The sequence below is a fragment of the Rhodanobacter sp. K2T2 genome (assembly GCF_013408815.1).
Taxonomy (GTDB): Bacteria; Pseudomonadota; Gammaproteobacteria; order Xanthomonadales; family Rhodanobacteraceae; genus Rhodanobacter.
The window spans coordinates 193,650-218,958 of sequence record NZ_JACCCA010000001.1 but is presented as its reverse complement, the minus strand read 5'-3'; the positions used below and the strand labels follow the sequence as shown (position 1 = coordinate 218,958).

General features: G+C 62.8%; 19 protein-coding genes and 3 pseudogenes. 15 read left to right on the top strand and 7 right to left on the bottom strand.

The window, feature by feature from the left end:
• Position 1 precedes the first annotated feature (1 nt).
• Positions 2-931, top strand: a complete 930-nt coding sequence (gene panE / locus HDE78_RS00875; RefSeq protein WP_179476638.1) for a 2-dehydropantoate 2-reductase — start codon at positions 2-4, stop codon at positions 929-931.
• 93 nt (positions 932-1,024) lie between these two features.
• Here panE and HDE78_RS00870 read toward each other — a convergent pair whose 3' ends face one another.
• The 3 genes from HDE78_RS00870 to HDE78_RS00860 all read right to left on the bottom strand — a co-directional run bounded on the left by HDE78_RS00870 (position 1,025) and on the right by HDE78_RS00860 (position 5,454).
• Complete coding sequence (locus tag HDE78_RS00870; RefSeq protein WP_179476637.1) at positions 1,025-2,233, bottom strand: acetyl-CoA C-acyltransferase; 1,209 nt, start codon at positions 2,231-2,233, stop codon at positions 1,025-1,027.
• 103 nt (positions 2,234-2,336) lie between these two features.
• Positions 2,337-4,724, bottom strand: coding sequence for a 3-hydroxyacyl-CoA dehydrogenase/enoyl-CoA hydratase family protein (locus tag HDE78_RS00865; protein ID WP_179476636.1), 2,388 nt, complete (start codon positions 4,722-4,724; stop codon positions 2,337-2,339).
• A gap of 103 nt (positions 4,725-4,827) precedes the next feature.
• Positions 4,828-5,454, bottom strand: a complete 627-nt coding sequence (locus HDE78_RS00860; RefSeq protein WP_179476635.1) for a TetR/AcrR family transcriptional regulator — start codon at positions 5,452-5,454, stop codon at positions 4,828-4,830.
• Between the two features lie 231 nt (positions 5,455-5,685).
• Between HDE78_RS00860 and ndk the strand changes: the two genes are divergently transcribed.
• The 12 genes and pseudogenes from ndk (at position 5,686) to HDE78_RS21205 (ending at position 19,576) form a co-directional block, all read left to right on the top strand.
• Positions 5,686-6,111, top strand: a complete 426-nt coding sequence (gene ndk, locus HDE78_RS00855) for a nucleoside-diphosphate kinase (protein WP_179476634.1) — start codon at positions 5,686-5,688, stop codon at positions 6,109-6,111.
• A 68-nt stretch (positions 6,112-6,179) separates the two neighbouring features.
• The gene (rlmN, locus tag HDE78_RS00850; RefSeq protein WP_179476633.1) at positions 6,180-7,325 is read left to right on the top strand and encodes a 23S rRNA (adenine(2503)-C(2))-methyltransferase RlmN; all 1,146 of its coding nucleotides are present in this window, start codon (positions 6,180-6,182) and stop codon (positions 7,323-7,325) included.
• Positions 7,315-8,103: a type IV pilus biogenesis/stability protein PilW gene (pilW, locus tag HDE78_RS00845; protein ID WP_179476632.1), complete on the top strand. Its 789-nt coding sequence runs from the start codon at positions 7,315-7,317 to the stop codon at positions 8,101-8,103. Before rlmN ends, pilW begins: the two co-directional genes overlap by 11 nt.
• 5 nt (positions 8,104-8,108) lie before the next feature.
• Positions 8,109-9,116, top strand: a complete 1,008-nt coding sequence (locus HDE78_RS00840; protein ID WP_343205633.1) for a helix-turn-helix domain-containing protein — start codon at positions 8,109-8,111, stop codon at positions 9,114-9,116.
• Positions 9,117-9,263: 147 nt separating this feature from the next.
• Positions 9,264-9,914 (top strand): tetratricopeptide repeat protein, encoded by a 651-nt coding sequence (locus tag HDE78_RS00835; RefSeq protein ID WP_179476630.1) that lies wholly within the window; start codon positions 9,264-9,266, stop codon positions 9,912-9,914.
• The gene (gene bamB / locus HDE78_RS00830; RefSeq protein WP_179476629.1) at positions 9,911-11,116 is read left to right on the top strand and encodes an outer membrane protein assembly factor BamB; all 1,206 of its coding nucleotides are present in this window, start codon (positions 9,911-9,913) and stop codon (positions 11,114-11,116) included. Before HDE78_RS00835 ends, bamB begins: the two co-directional genes overlap by 4 nt.
• Before the next feature lie 22 nt (positions 11,117-11,138).
• Complete coding sequence (gene der, locus HDE78_RS00825; RefSeq protein WP_179476628.1) at positions 11,139-12,542, top strand: ribosome biogenesis GTPase Der; 1,404 nt, start codon at positions 11,139-11,141, stop codon at positions 12,540-12,542.
• 44 nt (positions 12,543-12,586) lie between these two features.
• On the top strand, positions 12,587-13,759 hold the full coding sequence (gene moeB, locus HDE78_RS00820; RefSeq protein ID WP_179476627.1) for a molybdopterin-synthase adenylyltransferase MoeB: 1,173 nt from the start codon (positions 12,587-12,589) through the stop codon (positions 13,757-13,759).
• 253 nt (positions 13,760-14,012) lie between these two features.
• Complete coding sequence (folD, locus tag HDE78_RS00815; protein ID WP_179476626.1) at positions 14,013-14,870, top strand: bifunctional methylenetetrahydrofolate dehydrogenase/methenyltetrahydrofolate cyclohydrolase FolD; 858 nt, start codon at positions 14,013-14,015, stop codon at positions 14,868-14,870.
• Positions 14,871-15,254: 384 nt separating this feature from the next.
• Positions 15,255-16,712 carry an IMP dehydrogenase gene (guaB, locus tag HDE78_RS00810; protein WP_179476625.1) on the top strand — a complete coding sequence of 486 codons (1,458 nt, stop codon included), beginning with the start codon at positions 15,255-15,257 and terminating at the stop codon, positions 16,710-16,712.
• Between the two features lie 227 nt (positions 16,713-16,939).
• Entirely contained in the window at positions 16,940-18,520 is a 1,581-nt protein-coding gene (gene guaA, locus HDE78_RS00805; protein WP_179476624.1) for a glutamine-hydrolyzing GMP synthase, read from the top strand.
• Between the two features lie 246 nt (positions 18,521-18,766).
• Positions 18,767-19,576, top strand: a pseudogene (locus HDE78_RS21205) (AbiEi antitoxin N-terminal domain-containing protein).
• A 44-nt stretch (positions 19,577-19,620) separates the two neighbouring features.
• On the opposite strand, the gene HDE78_RS00795 reads toward HDE78_RS21205, so the two are convergent.
• A complete protein-coding gene (locus HDE78_RS00795; protein WP_255457532.1) occupies positions 19,621-22,041 on the bottom strand; it encodes an AAA domain-containing protein in 2,421 nt (806 codons plus the stop codon).
• A 518-nt stretch (positions 22,042-22,559) separates the two neighbouring features.
• A pseudogene (locus tag HDE78_RS00790) lies at positions 22,560-22,802 on the bottom strand (DUF3363 domain-containing protein); the annotation flags it as partial.
• 117 nt (positions 22,803-22,919) lie between these two features.
• On the opposite strand from HDE78_RS00790, the pseudogene HDE78_RS00785 reads away from it, so the two are divergent.
• A pseudogene (locus HDE78_RS00785) lies at positions 22,920-23,045 on the top strand (DUF3363 domain-containing protein); the annotation flags it as partial.
• Positions 23,046-23,272: 227 nt separating this feature from the next.
• Here the strand turns inward: HDE78_RS00785 and HDE78_RS00780 are convergent.
• Both HDE78_RS00780 and HDE78_RS00775 read right to left on the bottom strand, forming a co-directional pair.
• Positions 23,273-23,890, bottom strand: a complete 618-nt coding sequence (locus tag HDE78_RS00780) for a hypothetical protein (RefSeq protein WP_179476621.1) — start codon at positions 23,888-23,890, stop codon at positions 23,273-23,275.
• A gap of 359 nt (positions 23,891-24,249) precedes the next feature.
• A complete protein-coding gene (locus tag HDE78_RS00775) occupies positions 24,250-24,618 on the bottom strand; it encodes a VOC family protein (RefSeq protein WP_179476620.1) in 369 nt (122 codons plus the stop codon).
• A 69-nt stretch (positions 24,619-24,687) separates the two neighbouring features.
• Between HDE78_RS00775 and HDE78_RS00770 the strand changes: the two genes are divergently transcribed.
• Positions 24,688-25,134 carry a MarR family transcriptional regulator gene (locus HDE78_RS00770; protein ID WP_255457531.1) on the top strand — a complete coding sequence of 149 codons (447 nt, stop codon included), beginning with the start codon at positions 24,688-24,690 and terminating at the stop codon, positions 25,132-25,134.
• Positions 25,135-25,309 lie beyond the last annotated feature (175 nt).

Sequence of the window (25,309 nt, the reverse complement as noted above, 5' to 3'; positions counted from 1 at the left end):
TATGCGCATTCTGGTTCTCGGGGCAGGCGGTACCGGCGGCTATTTCGGCGGCCGGCTGGCGCAGGCTGGCGTCGATGTGACTTTTTTGGTGCGGCCAGCGCGCGCCGCGCAACTCGATGCCAACGGTTTGATCATCCGCAGTCCGCTGGGCGATGCACAGCTGACGGTGCGCCATCTGACGGCCGAACAGCTGGCGGCCGCGGCGCCATTCGACGTGATTCTGCTCAGCTGCAAGGCGTACGACCTGGAAAGTTCGCTCGACGCGGTGGCGCCAGCGATGGGCGAGCACACTACCTTGTTGCCGATTCTCAATGGATTGCGTCACTACGAGACGCTGGATCGACGCTTCGGTACGGCGCGCGTGCTCGGCGGGCTGTGCTTTATCAGCGTGACCAAGCCGGCCAGCGGCGAGGTGCTTCATCTCGGTAAGCCCGCCTCGGTGACCTTTGGCGAGCGCACTGGCCAGCCGTACAGCGAGCGCTGCGCCGCCATCGCCGCCGCGTTTTCGCAGGCGAAGGTTGAACACAAGCATTCGCTGACGATCGTTCAGGACATCTGGATCAAGTACAGCTTTCTGACCGCGCTGGCTGCCGCCACCTGCCTGATGCGCGCGAGCGTCGGCGTGATCGTTGCCACCGACGATGGTCGTGACTTCATGCAGCGGCTTTATGCCGAATGTATCGAAGTGGCAGCTGCCAGCGGCTTGCCGATACCGGCTACCGCGCAGGAGCTGGCGATCAGGAATCTGACGCAGGATGGCTCGCCCGTCACCGCCTCGATGCTGCGCGATCTGGAGTTCGGCCAGCCGATCGAGGGCGGGCATATCGTGGGCGACATGCTGGCGCGCGCACGCGCCTTCGGTATCGACGTGCCGCTGCTCAGCGTGGCCTGGAGCCACCTGCAGGCGTATACGGCGCAGCGCAATAGCTGAGCGCACGGCAGCGCGTATAAGCACTGACATTGGGCAATAAAAAAGCGCCGTAGTTGTACGGCGCCTTTTTGGTTTGCGGCCAGCAGTAATCGATCAGAGCGCTTCGAAAATACCCGCCGCGCCCATGCCGGTGCCGATGCACATGGTGACCATGCCGTATTTCTGCTTGCGCCTGCGCATGCCGTGCACCAGCGTGGCGATGCGGATCGCGCCGGTGGCGCCGAGCGGATGACCCAAGGCGATGGCGCCGCCCAGCGGGTTGACCTTGCTCGGGTCGAGGCCGAGGTCGCCGATGACGGCAAGTGCCTGCGCGGCGAAGGCTTCGTTGAGTTCGATCCAGTCCATCTGATCGAGAGTGAGGCCGGTCTGCTTGAGCACCTTGGGAATGGCTTCCTTCGGGCCGATACCCATGATTTCCGGCGGCACGCCGGCGACCGAAAAGCCGACGAAGCGCGCCAGCGGCTTGAGGTTGTAATCCTTGACCGCCTGTTCGCTGGCCAGCATCACGGCGCCGGCACCATCGGACATCTGCGAGGACGTGCCGGCGGTCACCGTGCCGCCGTACTGCGCGTTGCGAAACACCGTGCGCAGCTTGCCCAGCACTTCCATGGTGGTGCCGGCGCGCGGGCCTTCATCGGCGTCGATCAGACGGCTGTCTGTGGTGATGTCGCGGGTGATCAGATCGGGGTAATGATCGTCCAACTGGAACGGCGTGATCTCGTCCTTGAATTCACCGGCGGCCTGAGCGGCGAGCGCACGGCGGTGGCTTTCCACGCCGAAGGCGTCCTGCTGTTCGCGCGTGACCTTCCACTTTTCGGCGACCTTTTCGGCGGTGATGCCCATGCCGAAAGCGATGGCGTAATCCTCGCTCTTAGCGAAGATGGCCGGGTTCATCGCAATCTTGTGGCCCATCATTGGGATCATAGTCATGCTTTCGGTGCCGCCGCCGATCATCAGGTCGGCATCGCCGAGCCGGATGCGGTCGGCTGCCTGGGCCACGGCCTGCAGGCCGGACGCGCAGAAGCGGTTGACAGTCACGCCGGGCACGGTATTTGGCAGGCCGGCCAGCAGCACGCCGATGCGCGCCACGTTCATGCCTTGCTCGGCTTCGGGCATGGCACAGCCGATGATGGTGTCGGCAATGCGATGCGGATCGATGCCCGGGCTCTGCGCCACGACGGCGCGGATGACGTGTGCCAGCAAATCGTCGGGACGGGTGTTGCGGAATACGCCGCGCGGCGCCTTGCCCACCGGGGTGCGGGTGGCGGCGACGATATAGGCGTCTTGCACTTGCTTGCTCATGAGTTTTGCTCCGTTACGTCGCGCGGTTCGCGGCGACGTGCGTTGATTTTTTGATCGTCATCCCGGCAGTCGACGGGACGACGGTTTCCTTTGCGGCGGAGAGTCAGTTCCGCAGCGGCTTGCCGGTGGTCATGGTGTGGGCGATGCGCGCCTGGGTCTTTTCGGTCTTCGCCAGTTCGACGAAGTGCTTGCGCTCCAGCGTCAGCAGCCACTCTTCGTCGACCAGCGAGCCGCGCTCGATCTTGCCGCCGCACAGGGTGTCTGCAATGCGCGTGGCGATATCGATATCGTGCGGCGAGGCGAAGTAGCCTTCCTTCAGATTGGCCAGCGAGGCCTGGAAGGTGGCGGTGCCCGTATCGCCGGCGACAGGAATGGCGCGCGCCGGCATCGGCGGACGGTAGCCGCTCTCGGCCAGCGACAGCGCCACTTTCTTGGCCACGTAAAGCAATTCGTAGGCGTTGAAGATGATGATGTCGCTGTCGCGCAGCAGGCCGAGCTGCTTGGCCTCGAACGCGCTGGCCGAGACCTTGGCCATGGCGATGGTTTCGAAAACCTTTTTCAGCGATTCGAACGGGTCGTCCGGATTGGCCTTGGCCGCGCGCACGGCCAGCTCATGTAAACCACCGCCGGCCGGAAGCAGGCCGACGCCGGCCTCGACCAGACCGATATAGCTTTCCAGCGCGGCCACGGTACGGGCCGAATGCATCTGGAATTCGCAGCCGCCGCCGAAGGCCATGCCACGCACGGCCGAGACGACCGGCACCAGTGATTCTTTGATGGTCATGCTGGTGCGCTGGAAGTTGGCGACCATGGCGTCGAAGTCGTCGAACTTGCCTTCCTTCAGCAGGCCGAGCGCGCCCTTCAGATCGGCGCCGGCCGAGAACGGCTCGCCGGTCTGCCAGATGACGACGGCCTTGAGCTTTTCTTCGGCCAGCTTGATCGCATGCTGCACGCCGTCGAGCACCTGGTCGTTGACGGTATTCATCTTGGTCTTGAACGAGAGGATGCCGACCTGATCGTCGCCCAGCGTCCACAGACGCACGCCGTCGTTCTCCCACACGGTGACGCCCTGGTCGAACTTCTCGCCGAGGATCGGATCGGGGAACAGCTGACGCGCGTACACCGGATGCTGCGAGCGCGGCTTGTAGGTGCTGTCGCCAGCCGACCACGAGCCTTCTTTCGAATGGACGCCTTTACGGCCGTCCGTGACCCAAGCCGGCAGCGGCGCATCGCTCATCGCCTTGCCGGCCTTGATGTCCTCGTCGATCCACTCGGCGACCTGCTGCCAGCCGGCGGCCTGCCAGGTTTCGAACGGACCGAGCTTCCAGCCGTAGCCCCAGCGGATCGCGAAGTCGACGTCGCGCGCGGTGTCGGCGATATCGGCCAGATGGAAGGCGGAATAATGAAACAGGTCGCGGAAGCTGGCCCAGAGGAACTGCGCCTGCGGATCGCTGGAAGCGCGCAGCTTGCCGAACTTCTCCGATGGATCCTTGATCGCGAGGATGGCCGCAACTTCGTCCGACGGCTTTTGCTCGGACGGCACGTAATCCTGCTTGGCAACGTCGATCACCACGATGTCCTTGCCAGCCTTCTTGTAGAAGCCGGCGCCGGTCTTCGAGCCCAGCGCGCCCTTGTCGATCAGGCCCTGCAGCACGGCGGGTGCCTTGAAGTATTTCAGCCACGGATCGTCGGGCAGGGTGTCGGCCATGGTCTTGATGACATGGGCCATGGTGTCCAGGCCGACGACGTCGGCGGTGCGATACGTCGCGCTCTTCGGACGACCGAGCGCCGGACCGGTGAGGGCGTCAACAGTATCGAAACCCAGCTTGAACTGCTCGGTGTGGTGCATCGCGGCCAGCATCGAGAACACGCCGATGCGGTTGCCGATGAAGTTCGGGGTGTCCTTGGCGATGACCACGCCCTTGCCCAGGGTGGTGGTCAGGAAGGCTTCGAGACCATCGACGATGGCCGGGTCGGTCAGGCGGGTCGGAATCACCTCGACCAGATGCATATAGCGCGGCGGATTGAAGAAATGCACGCCGGTAAAGCGGTGGCGCAGCTGCTCCGGCAGCGCTTCGGCCAGGCCGTTGATCGACAGGCCCGAGGTGTTGCTGGCGAGCACCGCCGTGGCGGAAACGTGCGGCGCGATCTTCTTGTACAGATCGAGCTTCCAGTCCATGCGCTCGGCAATGGCTTCGATCACCAGGTCGACATCCTTCAAATGATCCAGATGTTCGTCGTAGTTGGCCGGGATGATGGCGGCCGCAAAGTTTTTGTCGGCCAGCGGTGCCGGCGACAGCTTGGCCAGGTTGGCGATGGCTTTCAGCGCGATGCCGCTCTTCGGACCTTCTTTGGCGGGTAGGTCGAACAGCACGGTTTCGACGCCCGCGTTGGTCAGGTGCGCGGCGATCTGCGCGCCCATGACGCCGGCGCCCAGCACGGCGGCCTTCCGGATGCGCAGGGGTGGATGTGACTCGGATGCAGCGGTCATTGGCTTCTCCAGTAGAACGAACGCAAAGCTTGGGTGGGAAAGTGCGGCCGTTGCCGGCCGTTGTACGAAACGATGTCGGTGTGAGGACGGACTTGGCTGAGGTCTAGGGGTGACTGAGTCCGGCCACGGCGAAACGGATGAGGTGCTGCGCGGTCTCTTCGCGGTGCTCGATCTCGCTGACCCCGCTTTTGCGCTGGATCATGCCGAAGCCCGACATGGCGTGCGTCAGCGCGCCGCTGACCAGGTCGATGCGCCAATACAGCTCCTGCTTCGTCAGCTGCGGCAGCAGGCGGGCAAATTCCGCAGTGAACTGGCGCATCACGTGGCCGTAGTTGTCGGAAAGGAACTGCCGCAGCGTGTCGTCGTGCTCGGCGAAGGCGCGAGCCAGCACGCGCATGAACAACGAACCCGACTCGTCGTGCGACAGGTCCAGCGCGGGTCGGATAAAGGCGGACAGCACATCTTCCAGTGTGGTCGTTTCGGCCCCCTCGACCAGCGACAAGGCCTGCAGGCGGCTGTTGTTCAAGGCATCGAGCCGGCGTCGGAAAATCTGTTCGACCAGTTTTTCCTTCGAGCCGAAGTGATAATTGACCGCGGCCAGATTCACGCCGGCGGCCGATGTCAGCTGCCTCAGCGAGGCGCCATCGAAGCCGCGCTGCGCAAAAAGGGACTCGGCCGCGCCCAATATGCGTTCCTTGGTGGAGCCGGACGGGTTCACTTGCACAATCATCCTGCGGCAGAGGGTCGGTTCAAACGATCGTTTGAGGATACGCGGAGCGGTTTGTCATCGTCAAACATCCCTCTGGATTCGTGATCCTTGTTAAGGACAGGTGATTTGCGTATCCGGTAGAATCTGTCAAACTTTCCTGTACTAAACCCATATTCCACGTAAGGTTTAGCCTTTTTTGTCGGCCCTTGTTGGCCATGACAGCCTTTTTGAAATCCTTTCGGAGCAGATCCCATGGCGCTCGAGCGCACTCTTTCCATCATCAAGCCCGACGCCGTCGCCAAGAACGTCATCGGTGAAATCTATGCGCGTTTCGAGAAGGCCGGTCTCAAGATCGTTGCCGCCAAGATGGAGCAGCTGTCGCGTCAGGAGGCCGAGGGTTTCTACGCCGTGCATCGCGAGCGTCCGTTCTTCAAGGCACTGGTGGATTTCATGATTTCCGGTCCGGTGATGATCCAGGCGCTGGAAGGCGAGAATGCCGTGCTCAAGCATCGCGATCTGATGGGCGCCACCAATCCCAAGGAAGCCGCCGCAGGCACCATTCGCGCCGATTTCGCCGACTCCATCGATGCCAATGCCGTGCATGGTTCGGATGCCGTCGATACCGCCAAGGTCGAAATCGCCTATTTCTTCGCTTCGACCGACGTGCTGTCCAGGTAATTCGTCGTTCCATCATTGGATTTCAGGGAAACGAAAGCGGCCTTCACTGGCCGCGCTCTCGAAGAAACATGAACCAGGTAGCCACCACTTCATCTGACGCAAAGATCGCGAAGGTCAATCTGCTCGATTTCGATCGGCAGGGTCTGCGCGACTTTTTTACGCAGATCGGCGAGAAGCCTTACCGCGCCGAGCAGGTGATGAAGTGGATCTATCACGACCTGGAAGATAACTTCGAGAACATGACCGACGTGGGCAAGGCGCTTCGCGCCAAGCTCAACGACTCGTGCTACATCGGTCCACCCAAGACCATGCTCGACAAGGCCGCCACCGACGGCACGCACAAGTGGTTACTGGGCATGGACAAGGGCAACGCGGTAGAGACCGTGTACATACCCGAGCCCACGCGCGGAACGCTGTGTGTTTCTTCGCAGATCGGCTGTGCGCTCAACTGCCAGTTCTGCTCGACCGGCGCGCAGGGTTTCAACCGTAACCTGTCGACCGCCGAAATCATCGGGCAGGTGTGGGTGGCGGCGAAATATCTGGGCAATATCACCCATCAGAATCGCCGCATCACCAATGTAGTGATGATGGGCATGGGCGAGCCGCTGGCCAATTTCGACGCGGTGGTCAAAGCCATGAGCCTGATGCGCGACGATCTGGGCTTTGGCCTCGCTGCCAAGCGCGTGACGCTGTCGACCGCCGGCATGGTGCCGCAGATCGACCAACTTTCCGACGCCATCGACGTCTCGCTGGCGGTTTCACTCCATGCGGCCAACGACGAGCTGCGCACCGAACTGGTGCCGCTCAACAAACGCTATCCGATTGCGGATCTGATCGCCGCCTGCCAGCGCTGGGTCGCGCGTAAGCCGCGCACTTCGATCACCTTCGAATACACCTTAATGAAGGGCGTCAACGATCAGCCCGAGCATGCCCGACAGCTGATCAAGCTGATGCGCAAGCTGCCGACCTGCAAAGTCAACCTGATTCCGTTCAACCCGTTCCCGGGCACCCGGTTCGAGCGCTCAGGCGCCACCGATATCCGGGATTTCCAGACGCTGCTGCTCAATGCGGGCGTGCTGACCATGTTGCGTCGCACTCGCGGCGACGATATCGACGCCGCCTGCGGCCAGCTGGCGGGGCAGGTCACCGACCGCACGCGACGCAGCGCCGATATCCGCAAGAAACAGGACGAGGAAAGCGTACATGCGCATTAATCGCGCGCTGATGCTTAGCCTGCTGCTGCCGCTGGCCGGTTGCGTGACCACGCATACCGACAGCAACCCCATCGGCAAGAACATGCCGCAAACGAGCAAGGCGGACCAGGCGGTGGAAGCCGCCCGCGTGCATACCGAGCTGGGGCAGCGCTATCTGGCCAGCGGTGATCTGCAGAAAGCCTTGGCCAAATTGACGACAGCCCTGCAGTTCGATCCGAACTACGCCCCCGCGCATACGGTGATTGCTGTTGTCTATGAACGCATCAATCAGCCGGCCCAGGCCGAGATCCACTATCGCAAGGCCGTCGCACTGGAGCCAACCAAGGGCGATGCGAACAACAACCTGGGCTTATTTCTTTGCTCGACCGGTCGCTATGCCGAGTCCTACGGTTATTTTCAGAAGGCGATCGCCGATCCGTTTTACCAGACGCCTGATATTGCTTTGACCAACGAAGGCATCTGCCAACTGCGCAACCACGAAGTGGCAGCCGCGGAATCGAGCTTTCGCGATGCCATTGCGCGCAACGCCAATAACGGCGAAGCACTATTTCAGCTTGCCAAAGCGCTCTATCTGAATAACGATGCGTTCCGGGCGCGGGCTTTCATTCAGCGCTTCGATGCGCTGGGGACGCCAACGGCGGCGGCATTGAAGCTCGGTTACGATATCGAATCTCATCTGGGCAACCAGGATGGCGCCCTTACTTATCGCACTCGGCTGCAAACCCAGTTCCCGGATTCGGAACAGGCGCGCGCCCTCAATACCACTGTCAGCCAATGACTTCCATGCAGCCTGATCCGACCGAACCCGGCAAGAGCACGCCCGATCTTTTCGGGGTCAACCTGCTCGATATGGACGCGACTTCAGCAGCGACGCAGGCCATCAGTTTTGGCAGCCGACTGAAGGCGGCACGCGAGGCGCGAGGCTTGAGTATCGAGACGTGCGCCAGTTCGCTGCGACTGCCTGTGCGCGTGCTGCGCGAGCTTGAACAGGATATGCACGAGGGTATCGACTCGAAGATTTATCTGGGCAGCTACATCACCAAATATGGCCAGTTTCTGGGCATCAACGACGCCTCGATCCAGGTCGAGCTCGATCGCATCAAGCAGGTCGAGCCGCCGCTGGTGGCTACCGGCGGCATCTCGCACTCGCGCTTTTTGCTGGATCGCTACGCCACGGCAGCGACCTACGTGGTGCTGACCGCTGTGATCGTGGTGCCCATGATCTGGCTGGGCGTGCGCGGCACGATGGATCGCAGCCTGACCCACTTGGCGCCGCTCGATGCGGCCCCGGTGGCGCAGCAGGACGCTCCTGCTGCAGTCAGCAGTACTGCAAACGCGGCGAATGCGTCCGCCGGCAGCAGCGCTGTGGCGCAGATTCCGGCACCGCCGCCGAGTGTTGTGGCAGCGGCTCCCCAGGATCAGCCGCTGATGGCGTCGATGGCGCCTTTTCCCAGCATGGACAGCGGTAACCTGCAGCCGGCCAAGTCGGCTGCTCCGGTCGCCGTGGATACGGGCACCGGCAGTCACAGCCTCGGCGTCACGGTTGACGCCGCCAGCTGGGTCGAAGTGATCGGCAAGGACGGCAAGCGGCTCGAATACGGCCTGCTGCCGGCCGGAAGCAGCAAGACGTATCACAGCGATCAGCCGCTGGATGTGCGCATCGGCAATGCCAATGGCGCGCAGATCAGCATCGATGGCCAGCCTGTCGGGCTGGATGATTTCCGGCATGCCAACGTAGCGCATTTTCGCGTACAGGTGCAGGACGGCAAGGCCTCCGCGGCCAGCCTCTGATCCATACCGGGGCCGCTTCGAGCGGCCCTTTTCGGTTATGCTTGCGCACCGTGTGTTCGCCTCACGGCGGAGACGAGCGGCTTTTACTTCCATCCCTCGCGCGGCCTGAGCACGGGCCGGTGATCGAGTGACTTTGAAGGATGATTCATGGCATTTGACGAATACGACAAATACGAACAAAGCGAACTCGTTCAAAAGTGGCTGCGCGAGAACGGGCTGTCGATTGTCGTGGGCATCGCCATCGGCCTGGTTGGCATTTTTGGCTGGCAGCAGTGGCGTAACCATCAGGCGCGCAACGAGGCCAATGCGGCCCAGTTGTATAAGCTCGCCCAGGTATCGGTAGCTGCCAACAAGCCGGAGGCCGCCAACGCCATCGTCGATCAGCTGATGAAAGACTACGAAAAATCGCCGTACGCGGTTTTTGCCGTCAGCGATCGGGCCAAGCAGCAGGTGCAGGCCAAACAGCTGGACAAGGCCGAGGCGTCATTGGATTGGGCAGTCGCCCATGCCACGGACCCGGTACTGAAGTCGCTGACCCAGCTGCGCAAGGCGCAGGTTGAGCTGGCGCGCAATGACGGCACGGCCGCGCTGGCGACGCTCGATGCGATACCGGCCAATAGCTATCAGGGCCTGGCCCAGGAACTCCGTGGTGATGTGCTGGTCAAGCTTGGGCGCGCAGACGATGCGCGCAAGGCTTATCAGGCCGCGCTGTCGGCGCTGAAAGAGCAGGCGCCGCAACGCGGTGCGCTGCAGATGAAACTCGATGATTTGGCCGTGGCCGGGAAGCAGGGTGCATGAAAGCTGAAATAATGAAACGCGTCTTGCTGATTTCGCTGGTGGGACTTGCCGGTTGCCATTCGTTCAAGAAGGAAAACGTCCAGCCGCCGACGCCGCTGGCCAAGGATTTCAAGCCCACCGTGCAGGTTACCCGGGTTTGGGAAACGCGCGTCGGCAGTGGTGCCGGCGAGACCGGCGCGCGCCTGCGTCCGTCGGTCGTCGATGGCGTGCTTTACGCCGACAGCACCGACGGCAAGCTGGCCGCTATCGATGCGGCCACCGGTAAGACGATCTGGACCAAGAGCACGCGCACCAAGGGCTGGTTCGGCTGGGGTGACAAGAAGCGCAAAGATGCGCTTTACGCTGGTGGCCCGGCCGTTGTCGGCGACCTGCTCGCCGTCGGCACGCTCGATGGTCACGTCTACACAGTAAACGCCAAAGACGGCAGCCCGCGCTGGGAAGCCGAGTTGTCCTCCGAAGTGCTGGCTTCGCCGGTGATCGTGGGCGATCTGGTGATCGCACGTACGCAGGACGGCCGCATCTACGGGCTGGAATCGGCCACCGGCAAGCGCCGCTGGGTTTACGACCAGGACACCGTCCCGCTGCTCAGCCTGCGCGGCAACGGCTCGCTGCTGGCGGCCAACGGCGTGATCTTCTATGGCAGCGACGACGGTCGCCTGGTCGCCCTGCGTCTGGACAACGGCTCCAAGCTGTGGGAGCAGAGGCTCGCCAGCGGCGAGGGACGTACCGAAATCGACCGCCTCGACGATGCCGACGGCTCGATCCTGCTCGACGGCGCGGTGCTCTATGGTGCCGCTTATCACGGCAACCTGCTGGCCGTGGATGGCCCCAGCGGCCGTCCAATCTGGACCCATCCGTTCTCCACCTTCGTCTCGCTGGCGCTGGGCGGCAATTCGCTTTATGGCGTCAACGAGGATTCCCAGGTCTGGGCTTTCGACAAGACCGGCGGTGCGGATATCTGGAAGAGCGACGCGCTGAAGTATCGCTGGCTGACCGGTCCTGCCGTGCAGGGCAACTATGTCGTGGTCGGCGATATGGAAGGCTACATCCATTGGCTGCAGATCGGCGACGGCGCCCTGGCGGCGCGCGAGCGTCTGTCCAAGAAAAAGGCCATCCGCGCCCAGCCGCTGGTGGTTGGCGATACTGTTTACGTTGAAGATGTAAAGGGCCATATCGGCGCTTATCGTCTATCCGCGCATTGATCGCGGAGACCATGTACACACCATGCTGCCCGTCGTCGCTCTAGTTGGTCGCCCCAATGTCGGTAAATCGACCCTCTTCAATGTATTGACGCGCAGCCGTGACGCCCTGGTGGCCGATATGCCGGGCGTCACCCGCGATCGCCACTACGGCGTTTGCCGTACCGGGGAAAGGCCGTTCGTGGTGGTGGACACCGGCGGTCTGTCCGGCGTCGATGAAGCCATGGATGTGTTGACTGCCAAGCAGGTGCGTCTGGCGATCGAAGAAGCCAATGTGTTGGTGTTCGTGGTCGATGCGCGAGACGGCCTGCTGCCGCAGGATCATGTGATCCTCAACGAGCTGCGCCGCACCGGCAAAAAGATCATCGCCGCGGTCAACAAGACCGACGGCCTGGACGAGCAGAACGCCCTGGCCGAGTTCGCCGGGTTCGGCATCAACTTCACCGTGCCGCTGTCGGCGGCGCACAACCGCGGCACCGAAGATCTCATCGATCTGATCCTGCCGCTGCTGCCGGTCGACGAAGAAAGTGCGGTCGAAGGCGACGGCGAGAGCGGCAGTATCCGCGTGGCCATCGTGGGTCGCCCCAACGCCGGTAAATCCACGCTGATCAACCGCCTGCTCGGCGAAGAACGGCTGATCGTTTCCGACGTGGCAGGCACCACGCGCGATCCGATCCGCGTGCCGCTGGAGCGCGACGGCAAGCGCTATACGCTGATCGACACCGCCGGCATACGCCGCAAGGCGCGGGTCGAAGAAGCGCTGGAGAAATTCAGCGTGATCAAGACGCTGCAGTCGATCGCTGCGGCGCAGGTGGTCGTGGTGATGATCGACGCGCGCGAGAATCTCGCCGATCAGGATCTCACCCTGATCGGCTATGCGATGGACGAGGGCAGGGCGATCGTCATCGCGGTGAACAAGTGGGACGACATGGACAAGTACCAGCGCGACGAGTGCATCCGTGCGCTCGATCGTCGGCTGGTGTTCGTCGACTGGGCCAAGCAGGTGCATATCTCGGCGCTGCACGGCTCCGGTCTACGCGAGCTGATGCGCGCCGTGGTACGCGCTCATTTCTCGGCGACCAAGGAGATGGGTTCGTCCGAGCTGACCAAGACGCTGGAAAAAGCCTACGAGAGCTACCAGCCGCCGCTGGTCAACGGTCATGCGCCCAAGCTGCGCTTTGCGCATCCGGGCGGCACCAATCCGCCGACCATCGTGATCCACGGCACCCGCACGAAGCACATCGCGCCGGCCTATCAACGCTATCTGGAAAACTTCTTCCGCAAGCGCTTCAAGCTGGAAGGCACGCCGGTGCGCATCGCCTTCCGCGAAGGCGAGAACCCGTATGCCGGCCGCAAGAAAGTGCTGACCAAAGAGCAGCAGCAGAAGGCTCGCCGCCGGGTCAGCGACTTGATCAAGCGCACGCGCTGAGCGGTCTTCATCACGCGCCGGTCGGCATCTCGTAGACTGGCGGCATGAACGGACCACTGAATCGCGACGGCTGGCTAGACGCGTTGCGCAACATCATTCCCGAAATCACGCCCATTCAGGCGTTGGCCGCGCAGGCGCACGGTGGCCTGCTCGTCGACGTGCGCGAGGATGCGGAGCGTGCCTCGGGCATGCCCGCCAACGCGCTGGGCCTGTCGCGCGGGTTTCTCGAGCTGCGCATCGAACAGGCCGAGCCCGATCGCGATCGGGCGATCGCCTTGATCTGCGGCAGCGGGCAGCGCTCGCTGTTGGCCGCCGAATCGCTGCGGCGCATGGGCTATCGGCGAGTGAGCTCGGTGGCCGGCGGCTTTGGCCGCTGGAAAAGCGAGGGCTTGCCGATTTTCCGCAGTGGTCTCGACGCGGATGCGAGCGAACGGTATGCCCGCCAGCTGCGTCTGGCCCAAGTCAGCGAGGCCGGACAGGCGAAGCTGCAAAACGCCAAAGTGGTGCTGCTGGGCGCAGGCGGCCTGGGTTCGCCGGCAGCGCTGTACCTGGCCGCGGCCGGCGTCGGTCAGCTGACTCTGATCGACGACGACGTGGTCGAACGGTCCAACCTGCATCGCCAGATCATCCATGCCGATGCGCGCGTCGGCATGAAAAAAACCGAGTCGGCGCGCATGGCGCTGCAGGCGCTCAATCCGCGCGTGCGTATCGTGACGCATGAGGAGCGCCTGCAGGCGGACAACGTCGAGCGTCTGCTGGCCGGCCACGATGTGCTGATCGACGGCGCGGACAATTTCGCTGCGCGCTATCTGCTGACCGCCGCGTCCTTGCGGGTCAAGTTGCCGATGGTCTATGGCGCCGTGGAGCGTTTCAGCGGGCAGGTGAGCGTGTTCGATCCGCGTCGAGACGATTCTCCCTGCTACCGCTGCCTGTTCCCCGAACCGCTGTCCGTTGCCGACGCACCCAATTGCAGCGAGGCCGGGGTACTCGGCGTGCTGCCGGGAATGATCGGGCTGCTGCAGGCGACCGAGGCGCTGAAGCTGATCCTCGGTATCGGCGACTCACTGGTCGGACGTCTGCTCTGCTTCGATGCGCTGGATATGCGCTTCAGCGAGCTGCAGCTGGCGCGCGATCCACGTTGTCCCGGCTGCGGCGCCGATGCCACGTTCGGCGGCTACGAAAATATTGCACGCCAGTGTGCCGCCGTCGGAGGCTGAGCGCGGCATCTACCCCGAGCGCATGTCGATACGACTGCTGCGCAGAGTCAGTTCGAGGTAGTCGGTTGGCATTGTCAGGCTCCGGCTAGCATGAAGGGAAAGGGGCGAGGGACGAGTAGCGAGGGCGCATGCTCACGAGACAGACCCGCACCGCCAACCTACGTACTGCCGTTGGAGTCGCTACAGACCACGGCCGGTTTGTAAGCGCGTCGTCCAGCCGGGATAATGGCGGACTTTACGCCCGGGCATATCCATGAGCGCACGCATCCTCGACGGCAAACGCATCGCGCAGGAACTGCTGGAGCGCGTGGGGCGTCGCGTCACCGAACGCCTGGCGCAGGGGCTTCCCGCGCCCGGTCTGGCGGTCATTCTGATCGGCGACAACGCCGCGTCGTCGGTCTACGTACGTAACAAGCGCAAGGCCTGTCATCAGGTCGGCTTTCGGTCGTTCGATCACGACCTGCCGGCGGATACCAGTCAGGAAGAGGTCTTCGCGCTGATCGACAACCTCAATGCCGATCCGGACGTGCACGGCATCCTGGTGCAGTCGCCGCTGCCGGAGCATATCGACGAGGACGCGCTGGTCGACCGCATCGACCCGGCCAAGGACGTGGACGGTTTTCAAGCCATCAACGTAGGTCGATTGGCGCTGCGCCGCTTCGGCTTGCGGCCGTGCACGCCGCGCGGTGTGATGACCCTGCTTGGCCATACCGATCGCCCTGTTCGCGGACAGCACGCGGTGGTCGTGGGGGTATCCAACCATGTCGGTCGCCCGCTGGTGCTGGAGCTCATGATCGCCGGCTGCACCACGACGTCCTGTCATCGCTTCACCCGCGATCTGGAAAGTTTCGTACGCCAGGCCGATATTCTGATCGTGGCGGTCGGCAAGCCGGGGCTGGTCAAAGGCGAATGGATCAAGCCCGGCGCGGTGGTGATCGATGTCGGCATCAACCGACTGGAGGACGGCCGGCTGGTCGGCGACGTGGATTTTCAGGCGGCCTCGGAAAACGCCAGCTGGATCACCCCGGTGCCCGGTGGCGTGGGTCCGATGACCGTCGCCACGCTGATCCAGAACACGCTGGAAGCCGCCGAGGCGTGCTCTTCGCACTAAGTCGATTTCGACTAAGAGCCTGTTCAAAGGCTCCACGTAGCTCGCGTTGCCTCGCCAGCGCGCGGCTTGACTTGCCGAGCGCCACGCCACGCACCACCACCTGGCGGCGACGGCGAGGCAACCCGGAGGTCCGGGTCTGTTTGCCCGCCATTCGGCGTCATCACACGGTCGTGGACGGACGTCCACTCCTCGCTCCTCAAAGCCGGCGCCATCCATGGCGCCTCCCCGCGTACCCTCGTTCTTCCTTGGCCTGCGCGCAAACAGCTCCCGGCGCGGGCCGCGCGGAGACTTTGAACAGGCTCTAAGTGCGGAGATATTCAGTCGCTGATCTGGCGAGCATCACGGCGGGGCGCGTATAATTCCCTCTTTGCAGCAGGACAACTCATGCGCATCCTCGCCGAGGCCCTGACCTACGACGACGTTTACCTGGTTCCCGGCCACTCCATTGTGCTGCCGCGTGACGTAGACACCTCCGCCCGTTTCACCCGCAACCTGCGCCTCAACATTCCTATCGTCTCCGCCGCGATGGATACGGTGACCGAAGCGGGACTCGCCATCACGATGGCGCAGTGCGGCGGCATTGGCATCATCCACAAGAATCTGACGCCGGAACAGCAGGCGGCGGAAGTGCGGCTGGTGAAAAAGTTCGAGGCCGGCGTGATCCGCCGCCCGATCACCGTAACGCCCGATACGTCGATCAGCGAAGTGCTGCGACTGACCCGCGCGCACAACATCTCCGGCGTGCCGGTGGTGGAGGGTTCGAAGCTGGTCGGTATCGTCACCAGCCGCGATCTGCGCTTCGAGCGCAAGCACGACGATCCGGTACGCAACATCATGACCCGCCAGGAAAAGCTGGTCACCGTGCGCGAAGGCGCCAGCCAGGACGACGTGTTGCTGCTGCTGCACAAGCACCGCATCGAGAAAGTGCTGGTGGTCAACGACGACTTCCAGCTGCGCGGTCTGATCACCGTGAAGGACATCCAGAAGGCGCGTGACAATCCGCATGCCGCCAAGGATCAGCAGGAAGCCTTGCTGGTCGGTGCCGCCGTCGGCGTCGGTGGCGATACCGAGCGGCGCGTAGCTGCGCTTGTGGAAGCCGGTGTGGATGTGCTCGTGGTCGACACCGCGCACGGGCATTCGCAGGGCGTGATCGAACGCGCCGGTTGGGTCAAGAAGCACTATCCGCAGGTGCAGGTGGTGGCCGGCAATATCGTGACCGGCGACGCGGCCCGTGCGCTGCTCGACGTCGGCGTGGATGCGGTGAAGGTCGGCGTGGGTCCGGGTTCGATCTGCACCACACGTGTGGTGGCCGGCGTCGGCGTGCCGCAGATCACCGCGATCGACATGGTGGCCAACGCGCTGAAAGACGAGATTCCGCTGATTGCCGATGGCGGCATCCGCTATTCCGGCGATATCCCCAAGGCGCTCGCTGCCGGCGCGTCGACCGTGATGCTGGGCTCGATGTTCGCCGGCACCGAGGAATCGCCCGGCGAAGTCGAGCTGTTCCAGGGCCGTTCGTACAAGAGCTATCGCGGCATGGGCTCGATCGGCGCGATGCAGCTCGGCTCGAAGGATCGCTATTTCCAGGACGAAGCGGACGCCGACAAGCTGGTGCCCGAGGGCATCGAAGGTCGCGTGCCGTACCGCGGGCCGCTGCGCAACATCATCCACCAGCTGATCGGTGGACTGCGCGCATCGATGGGCTACCTCGGCGCGGCCAATATCGAGGACGTGCGCCACAAGGCGCAGTTCGTCAAAGTCACCTCGGCCGGCGTCACTGAAGCGCACCCGCACGATATCCAGATCACCAAGGAAGCGCCGAATTACCGGCTGAATTCTTGATGGGGCAGGGATGAGGGGCGAGTAGCGAGGGCGCGATAAGCGGCGTCCTTCGCTACTTGTTTGAACTGTTAGTCAGTGGGCGCATGTTGACGTGCTCTTTATCGACGTTCCTTAGGGATCGGTTGCCGAGCCCTCGCTACTCACCCCTCATCCCTTGCTTACTGCAAATCCAGCCAAGCGCACTGAACCGCAATCTCCATTCGCCCGTATCCCCAAGCCGCCAACCCATGACCAACATCCATAGCGACAAGATCCTCATTCTCGATTTTGGCGCGCAGTACACGCAGCTGATCGCCCGGCGCATCCGCGAGATCGGCGTGTATTGCGAAATCTGGGCCTGGGATCACGACCCGGCAGAGATTGCTGCTTTCGGGGCGAAGGGCATCATTTTTTCGGGGGGGCCCGAGTCCACCACCTTGGCCGATGCGCCGAAGGCGCCGCAGCAGGCGTTCGATGCGGGTTTGCCGATTCTCGGCATCTGCTACGGCATGCAGACGATGGCCGCGCAACTGGGCGGTGTCACCGAAGCAGCCGACGCCCGGGAATTCGGCAGCGCCGAAGTCGATATCGTTGCAGATAGCCGTCTATTCAAAAACCTCACCGATCACGCCAGCAGCCATCGCCTCGACGTATGGATGAGCCATGGCGATCATGTGGCCAAGGCGCCGCCGGGCTTCGTCATCACCGGCACCACAGATCGCATTCCGGTTGCGGTGATGGAGAACGAGGAAAACCACTGGTACGGCGTGCAGTTCCATCCTGAAGTCACGCATACCAAGCAGGGCGGCGCGCTGCTGAAGCGCTTCATCACCGAGATCTGCGGCTGCCAAACGCTGTGGACGGCAGCCAACATCATCGACGATCAGATTGCCCGCGTGCGCGAGCAGGTCGGCGATGACCACGTGCTGCTCGGGCTTTCTGGTGGTGTGGATTCATCCGTGGTCGCGGCGCTGTTGCATCGGGCCATCGGCGACAAACTCACCTGCGTGTTCGTCGACACCGGCCTGCTGCGTTGGAAGGAAGGCGATCAGGTGATGGCCACCATGGCCGAGCACATGGGCGTCAAGGTGATCCGCGTCGATGCGCAGAACCGCTACTTCGATGCGCTCGCTGGCGTCAGTGACCCGGAAGCCAAGCGCAAGATCATCGGCGGTTTGTTCATCGAGATTTTCGACGAGGAATCGTCCAAGCTCACCGCCGACGGCGCGGGCGCGGTGAAATGGCTGGCGCAGGGCACGATCTACCCCGACGTGATCGAGTCCGCCGGCAGCAAGACCGGCAAGGCGCACGTGATCAAGAGCCACCACAACGTCGGCGGCTTGCCGGCGCACATGAAGCTCAAGCTGGTCGAGCCACTGCGCGAGCTGTTCAAGGACGAGGTGCGCCGCATCGGCGTGGAGCTGGGGCTGCCGCGTGAGATGGTGTATCGCCATCCGTTCCCGGGTCCCGGCCTGGGCGTGCGCATTCTGGGCGAGGTAAAGCGCGAGTACGCCGATCTGCTGGCGCAGGCCGACGCGATCTTTATCGACGAACTGCGCAAGGCCGACCTGTACGACAAGACCAGCCAGGCGTTTGCCGTGTTTCTGCCGGTGAAGTCGGTCGGCGTGGTCGGCGATGCGCGCGCCTACGAATGGGTCATCGCGCTGCGCGCGGTGGAAACCATCGACTTCATGACCGCGCACTGGGCGCACCTGCCGTACGAGTTTCTGGGCCGGGTATCGAATCGCATCATCAACGAACTGCGCGGCGTTTCACGCGTGGTCTACGACATCAGCGGCAAGCCGCCTGCCACGATCGAGTGGGAGTGAATTGACGTCCTTCGGGGAGTTACGTCACGACAGCTATCGGTGGCTATCCTCGGCCAGCAAACGGGTTGACGGTAGAGCTGACGGTAAGATCGGAGGTCGGATCAAAACGCTCCGTTTACCATTGAGACCAAATCGGTGCTCGGCTCAGTTTTTACTTGAAAAAGGATCGCTATGAGTGATCTTTTTCAGACATTGTCAAACGCCACATGCGTGACGATGGTTTATAAATCGGGTGTTTTGAGCACTATAGGTGCTCAAAATTCAGGAAAACTGAACCGTTTGCTGGCCGAACTGCGCGATACCCGCCTGGTGTCCCAGTCGCTGGCTACGAGCGCACGGCTACGCCAACAGCCTTGTGGCGCGCTACGTGAGCAGCGGCTGGCTGGTGTCCCCGGCGCGTGTCGTCTACATGCGCACGGGCGGGCGTCTGCAATGATGGGGTGGTCCGCAGCCTGCAGGTAGGCGAGGGCATGCCGCTGCACGTCGGAGGGCGTTTCGCATTGATCCTGCAAGGGCACGAGCACTACTTGCGCCAGGGCGATGCCCGGACGATCGCGCTGTATGGGCCACAGCCGCCGCCGGGCTAGGTGGACAAGCTCTCACTGGAATAGCGCTTCGAGTACCGAGGCCAGGGTCCGCTCGATCTCCCGGCCGTGCCCGTCACTGCGTAAGTCTCAGAAAAGGCGTTGTCGGAAGCTGGCCTGGCTTGGTATACCGCCGCGCCTGGGACCGATGCGCTGGTTTGCTCGCCGCCTGAGCGGGTCATGCTGGAACTCTGCGACAGCGTATCGGATGCGGCTGGGGTCTACGAGGCCGATGCACTGATGCAGGCAATGACCTTGCTGCCTTGACCTTGATGCTGTGGTAGTGGCGCAGCATCAAGGTCAAGCGGCTGTTTCCGGCGCTTGCCGATTGCCATCGGCATGCGTGGCTGGCGCATGTGCCGCTGAAGAATGTCGATCTGGGCCGGGCAAGCACGCGCTGGTTCCTAGCGGTCGCCTGCCTCCGGCCTGCCAGATCACCTCGCCAGGAGACCTCGATGAGCACCTGGCTTGACCCAGACGGGGCGGTCACCACGCCGCCATACTGCGCCTGCAGCCTCAGGCACTTGGCGCTGTGCCCGCCCAACGGGCGAGGAAACGAGCGATCTTTTCTTCAATGCCGCTTTCGATGGTGCGCAGGCGCAAAATGGCCAGATCGCTTTTCGCCAGGATACTGTTCTTCAAGGCGTCCCGCGCCGCCTGATCGGGCCGGTCGTGGGAGCCACCATCGACTTCGATCACCCCCAGCGGGGTCTTGCCCACCTTGAAATAGATCACGAAGTCGCAACTGGCACGCGCCATGAAGGTCCGCTCGCGTTGGGTCAAATTCGGGTTGCTCGGTGATGCGACCTGATCCAGCTTGACCTGGTCGTGACACCGCAAAGCTTGGCACGACGGATCGGACAGCGCCTCGCGCAGCAATTGCGCTGCGATCTGCTCGGATTTATAGCGTGAGTCCGCAGACCGCAAGCGGGCGTTCAAGCGCGCCAGGGACTGGTCGTACTCGCGGTACAGCAGGTCGAAGGCCGACACCACCGGTGCACGCACGATCTGCTCGTCCTGCGCGTAATAAGCGACGTAGCGCATCAAGGCCGCGATGTGACCGTTGTTGCTGGTGAACACCTCGTCGCCCGTCACCAGGGTGAAGCGGTGCTTGGCCCGCGACACCGCCACGTTGATCATGCGCGGGTCGTCGACGAAATCCAGCCGTTTGCGCTCCTGGTTGTAGCGTTTCTTGTCCAGCACGGTGGAGAAGACGATCTCGTCGCACTCCCGGCCCTGGAACTTGTGCACGGTGTCCTTGACGAAATCCGCCGGCAAGCGCGTGCCGGAGAGGTTGACCTGCGCCCGGAACGGGGCGATGAAACCACGACCGTCGCCGTCCAGCCCCACGGGCTCGCCCTCGTCCTCGAGTACCTTGAGCAGGGAGTCCAGCTCCCGCAGGTTGGTGTTCTGTCGGGTATGGTTGCCCTTGGCGGTCACTACCAGGCGCAGCGGCGCTTCGCCGTTGTCCTGGGTCATCGGCACCAGCGCGTTATCGTAGAACTGCTGGTTGCAGAACTGAATGATCCTGGGATGGCAGCGGTAGTGTTCCTTCAGCAGGGTTCTGGGCAACGCTTCCTTGAACACGCCGATGCACGAATCGAGCAGGCTGTAGCGCTCGCAATCGTAGGCATCGATGGGCGCCAGCAGGCCCAGAATCACCGGAATGTGCGCCAACTGACGATTGTCGCCGACGACGATCAGGTTCTTCGCGCAGCCCAGCGCCAGGATACCCGGCACGATGTCCTGCAACGAGGCTTCGTCGATGATCACGTAGTCGAGGATCGCCCCTTTCGCGATCGAATTGACGATGGAGTGCGTGCCGCTTCCCATGATCGGGAAGCGCTGCATGAAGGCATCGAACTGTTGCTTGTACGTCTCGGCACTGAAGCTGTCCGACGGCTGCGCCTGGCGTTGAAGATGCTGCTTCAGGTGGCGCATTGACGCCGCCTTCAATGCCTCCAGCGATGCCTCGAAATCTCCTCGCGCCAGCGATTCCCGGCACGCCTGCAGCTCCGCTTCCTTGTCGCGCAGCGCTTTGTCGTAGTAGTGCATCTGCAGGGCATGGAAAACCGACAGGCGCGTATCGCCCTGGGCGAATGGCTTGGCGCGGAAAATCCTGAAGTTGAACAGTAGCTCGATGCGGTCCTTGAGGTGGATGCGCTGCTCACCGAGATGGGCCAGGTAAGCCATCAGGTCCGCCGTCTTGCGCGGCGACAGTCCGTACTTGTCCAGCGAGGCGGCGACCTGCACGCCGCTGTCTGCCTGCCACTGCTGCAGATAGCGTTGTTCAACGGTCAGTTCGTCGAGCTCGACCTGCAATTGCGCCGCCCGATTGTGATCGTGCAATTGATGCTTCAAGCGACCCAGCAGGGTTTGGATCTCATCCAGGGACGGTGCGGGCTCGGGCTCGCTGGATGGCCACGGCGGTAGGTCTGCGAAGAAGTTGTTGCGGTTGTCCTTGTTGCCGAGTTTGGCGACCAGGTGGCCCAGACCACATTTCTCCAGCTTCTCGTAGACGTTTTCCACCGCCGCATTGTTGTTGGACAGCACCGCCACCGTCTGTCCACGCAGCAGGATATTGGCGAGGATGTTGAGGATAGTCTGGGTCTTGCCGGTTCCCGGGGGCCCTTCGATCACGCTGACCTGCGCGCGGAAGGCCTGCTCGACCGCCGCAAGCTGGCTCTCGTTCAGCCCGAAGGGATAGATCAGCCCCTGGCCCGGCGCCAGCGTGCCGTTGCGCCCCGTGCAGTAGGCCTGCAAAGCGGTGTCTGCACTGGCAGGCAGTTCTTCCAGTTGGCGCACGACATTGGTAGCGATTTTACGGTCACTCTCCGACGCCGCGCGATCCTGCCGAGCATTCGCCACGTCGCAGAAATAGCGGAAGACTGGCGCGTCCTTCATTGCCGTGGGCGCGGCAAAGCCGATGCCGTCCATCGTGTAGACGCAGGGCTTGCCGGCGTCCCGATAGTGCACGACGGCATACCGCTCGCCGTAGATTGTCGCCTTGACGATGGGCGTGACGATCGTGCTGCCGGGCTTGGTCAGCAACATCTCGCCCAGCTCGCGGGTCGGAGAAACACGGCAGTCGCCGAGCGGGCGCGTGTAAGTTTTCCTGGAGGGGTAATGACAGGTCAGTTGCAGGGCTTTGTACTTGTCGCTCCAGTGAATCGCCCAGTCGCTGATCTTCGCGGTCTTGTCCTCGCCACCCACCTGAATCGAGACCATACATCTCCTATTCGTATGCGTACGGCATCTGTCTGCGCCTCACGCCGAATATCGAATGCCGTTATTTCTCCAATGAGGATAATCTTGCCATCATTGCGTGCAGGGCCGATAGCCGGCTCATGCATTTGGCCATCTGCCCGTTCTTCAGCGATTGCTTGACGACGGAATGCTGTTCAACTTTGGCCCGCGCGGGAGATGCAACATTTCGCCTGAAGCTCGGGTGCCGGCTATCCGATGGCAAGCCCACGCTGTCGCCCAATGTTCCACAATACCCAGCCGCCGCGCACCGTCGCGGCGAGCTGCTGTCCCAGCCGTTGCTCGATCACGGGCCGCCACGGTACGAGAAAGAAGCCCATGTCGTCATCGAGCATCGCATAACGTCCGTTGGCAAGCATGATGTCGCGCTGGTAGATGCCGGCCACGCGCTGGCCGTCTGCCACGGACCTATGCTCCAGGCCGGTTGCCGCAGCGTAAATCGCTCGATCTACCGCGCCGGCAACAGATCTGCGCTTCTGACGGTAGAAATGACAGTACAAACCCATGACGAGCATAGCCAAGTCCTTTAACCATGCGGGTTTGGACGACCTGGGTTCAGTCTGGTGCCCTGGATGCCGGTCATCGAGTCACGGCTTGGCCAATGGATGAGGGCGGCCGTGCGAGGCCGCGGGGTGTCATGGGATATCGGCCGACACCAGGCCCCGGACATCGGCTGATGCGCCGTGTGCCTGAGGCTGGTGCCCGGAGGCCGACTGTCGGTGAGTGCAGCTTCGTAGATCCGCTGTCGTGAGTGTTGACCACGTGGCGAGCCCATCATGATGTGCTACCTCGGATGGCGTCAGAGCGACGCGATTGGTCTGGGGGAACTGCGGCCCGACATGCACCGTTGCAGCGCATGCCGGACAGCCGGCGCGGGCTTCGGAAACCTCAGGGGCAGGTTCACTTAAAAACCTACTAAGTGAACCTGAGCCCTTGTTAGGGCGACGTGGTAGACGGCCTGCTCTTCGCTTACGTCGGTGAGCGGATGGCGCGGTGGGTTGAGGCGCTGGGATTCCACTTGGTCGATGAGGTCGCGCAGGGCGCGGGCGTCGGTGAAGATGGCGTGGCCCAGCAGGGATAGGGTGTGGTCGGCCAGTTCGGTGGCGTGGCTGGCTGTGACCACGTCGCCGTGGGCGGCGATCATGTCGATGAGCCGGTTGAGCGTATCGACCTGTTCCAGGGTGAGGCCGAAGCGGTAGCGCTCGCCCGCGTCGTACGGCATCGACTCGGCGACATAAGGCGTTTCGTCGGCGGCAGGCGCCGCGTCGCTGTCGGCGCGGTAGGCCGGAAAGGAGAGATCGCTCAGCACCAGGCCCACCTGCTCTGCAAGCAATTCCAGGCAGATCGCTACCTGCTCCACATTGATCTCGGGGATCCACTCCTGCTGCACGTCCGGCGTGCGCGGTTGCGTGATATGCGAGAGAAACTCCGCATAGTCGCGCAGCTTCTGCAGCCGGAGCTGGCTGTTCTCCGGCAGAAAATAACCCATCGTGTCCCGATCATCCGCATCGAACGTCGACATGGCCGCCTCCTTATTCCATCGAAGTGCCCGTCCACGGCATGACGATGGACGGGAAGTCGGGAGGTTAGAAACCGCGTACAGACGGCGGGCGTATTCCCCTTGCGGGTGTTGTATTAGCCGCCCTCCCGACGCAGGCATCGCGTCGGTTGTACCCACAAAAAGCATAGGCACAAAAAAACCACCGGTTTGACGGAGGTGGGTACCGCTGTACGAGGAGTTTCTACGCTCCTTGATATCGAGTCTGCTACGGCAAGGGAGGGAGTCAAGACAGGCGCGGACTAAGTGAACCTGGGCCCGATAGTTGCGGATCGAGGATGGTCATTTGGAGTCTCCAGCGCGTCGGAAGGCGTGGGCCGCGGTCAGCTCCGCGCCGTATGAAAGGTGATCTCGTAGCCATCGGGGTCACCAGCGACGAAGAAGCGACCGAAGGGGCCGTCGGCCAGCTGGCTGAGGATCGCGCCGCCCCGTTGGACGATGCGGTCGTGCAGGGCGTCGGCATCGTCGCATGCGATCCAGAGCACCATGCCCACACCCAGCGGCCCGACTTCAGGAAGCGGACGAAGAGGCTCGCGCAGCGCCAGCGGGATCGGCGCGGTCTTGAGAACGACGGCGCCGGGCGGACTCTGCGCCGCGGCCTTGAACCCGAAGACCTCTTCATAGAACTTGCTGGATGCAGCAAGGTCGCGCACTTGCAAGGCGATAAAGTCTGGTCCGGCTGGCGTTGTCATGTGGATTTCTGCTGAGTAATATAAGTGCACTGATATTTATATAAGGGCACTGATATGTCAACAACTAAGTTGAAGCCTCGCAGCGGAACCGACTGGATCGGCTACAACCTCAAGATCACGCAACACCGTTTGCGGCAGCGCCTGGATGCCGAACTCGCGCGACTAGGCATCACTGCACCGCAGAACGCCGTACTGCTCGCGGTCGCCGGCAACCCGCGCATCTCGAATGCCGAGCTGGCTCGAGCGGCGTTCGTGACGCCGCAGACCATGCAGGCAATCCTCGTCAACCTCGAGCGCGGGGGGCTGATCGCGCGCAGTCCGCATCCGGAGCATGGCCGCGTCATCATGACCGAGCTGACGAAGGCGGGCCAAAAGGCCGTCGCCGAGGGCGCAAAGGCGGCCGACGTGGTCGAGCGACAAATGCTTTCCACGCTGTCGGCAGAAGAGGCCAGACTTCTTTGCGAGCTGCTCAAGCGTTGTGCTGCCGCCCTGGGCGTTGAGCCGTCTGATAGCTAGCGGAATGTTTACCGCGACAAATTTACCGTCAGCTTTGTCCCTTTGAGCAGACGTTCGATGGGCCACGCGACTTGATCTGCGCTGTGGCCCGTCCCGGGCCAGTCATTCTGACTGTCGGGCAAGGTTGTTGAAGCCTCGACCGACTCTCTGGGTCGGATAGCGACACGAGGCACAG